The organism is Neobacillus drentensis, from assembly GCF_036965425.1.
In the GTDB taxonomy this organism is placed as follows: Bacteria; Bacillota; Bacilli; order Bacillales; family Cytobacillaceae; genus Neobacillus; species Neobacillus drentensis_F.
Window position 1 is genome coordinate 1 of record NZ_JBALPP010000178.1, and the last position, 1,292, is coordinate 1,292.

Below are 1,292 nucleotides of genomic sequence, written 5' to 3' on the forward strand. Positions count from 1 at the left end.
TTCTTATTCTTAAACATTTCATACAATTGCTGGTCATTTTTTAATGCCTCCGTATAGGCAGTGTTCAGCACATCATGGGCCTGATATCTTTTCATCATAATATTATAAAGTTCATTCGCTAATTTTTTTAGTGACGGTTCGTCAAGCTGTTCTTTAATTTCAGCTATTTTTTTAAATTCTTTTTCAGATTCCTTAATGCTATTTGTTTCTTTTTCCATATGCTCTTGACGTTGAGCTGCGAGGTTCAGTGCTTCATCTGAAAGCTTAACTATCTCGTCATATTCCTTCATTCCAAGACCGATTATTTGGTCATATAATCCTTTTTCTTTCTTCTCTAATGTTACAAGTGGTTCTTGCTGCTCTTCAAATACCTTTTCTTTAGCTGCCACATTTTCTAGAGTTTCATACATTTTTTCGAGTGAAGACTTTTTATTATTACATCCAGTTAAAATTACGAAGGCTGCTAAAAAAAATAAAAGTAACCTTTTTTTTCTGGTAAAAAACATTTATGAACCTCCTATCTATAACATTTCTTACTATATCTATACTTTGTTGGTTTGACAATATAAATAGATGTTTTGGTAATCAATTGTTAACATTTTATACATTGTTTGATAGACTATTGTTGCACTTAATTACATTTAAATTCAGGAGTGAATGTTCATGTTAACGATGGAGGATATCATTCGGGATGGCCATCCTACTCTTAGAAAAGTGGCTGCAGAAGTAAATATGCCGCCATCAGAAGAGGATGCGCAAATTTTACGAAGCTTATTAGAATACGTAATTAACAGCCAAAACCCCGAAATCTCGTACCAATATGGCCTGCGTCCAGGAATTGGGTTAGCTGCCCCTCAGATTAATGTATCTAAACGGATGATTGCGGTCCATTTAACGGACGACAAGGGGATTCTTTACAGTTATGCCTTGTTTAATCCGAAAATTATCAGTCACTCTGTAGAAATGGCTTATTTAACTTCAGGAGAAGGCTGTCTTTCTGTGGACGAAGCCATACCAGGTTATGTTCCGAGATATGCTCGAATCACTGTTAAAGGAATAAACCTTAATGGCGAAGAGATAAAGCTTCGTTTAAAAGGACTTCCTGCNNACCATTAAAAGAGATCCAAGGAGCAACCCCAATCGAAAGATAAAGAAACTCGCCATATCTCGAGTCAGGCTGTCGAAAATCATTCGACAGCCTTTTATTTCATTCACTACTTTAAAATTCACCGGGTGAATTATTTATTATATTATCAATAATTCGGTTTTTTAACATGTCTGTTGATTTGCGC

At 35.1% G+C, this 1,292-nt stretch carries 1 protein-coding gene and 1 pseudogene; one reads left to right on the forward strand and one right to left on the reverse strand.

Features of this window, described 5'->3' with window-relative positions:
- Positions 1-506: YkyA family protein (locus V7161_RS29285; RefSeq protein ID WP_335716290.1), on the reverse strand; the 506-nt coding region annotated here is incomplete at its 3' end.
- 157 nt (positions 507-663) lie between these two features.
- Between V7161_RS29285 and def the strand changes: the two are divergent.
- Positions 664-1,104 (forward strand): annotated as a pseudogene (gene def / locus V7161_RS29290) (peptide deformylase); the annotation flags it as partial.
- Positions 1,105-1,292: the final 188 nt, after the last annotated feature.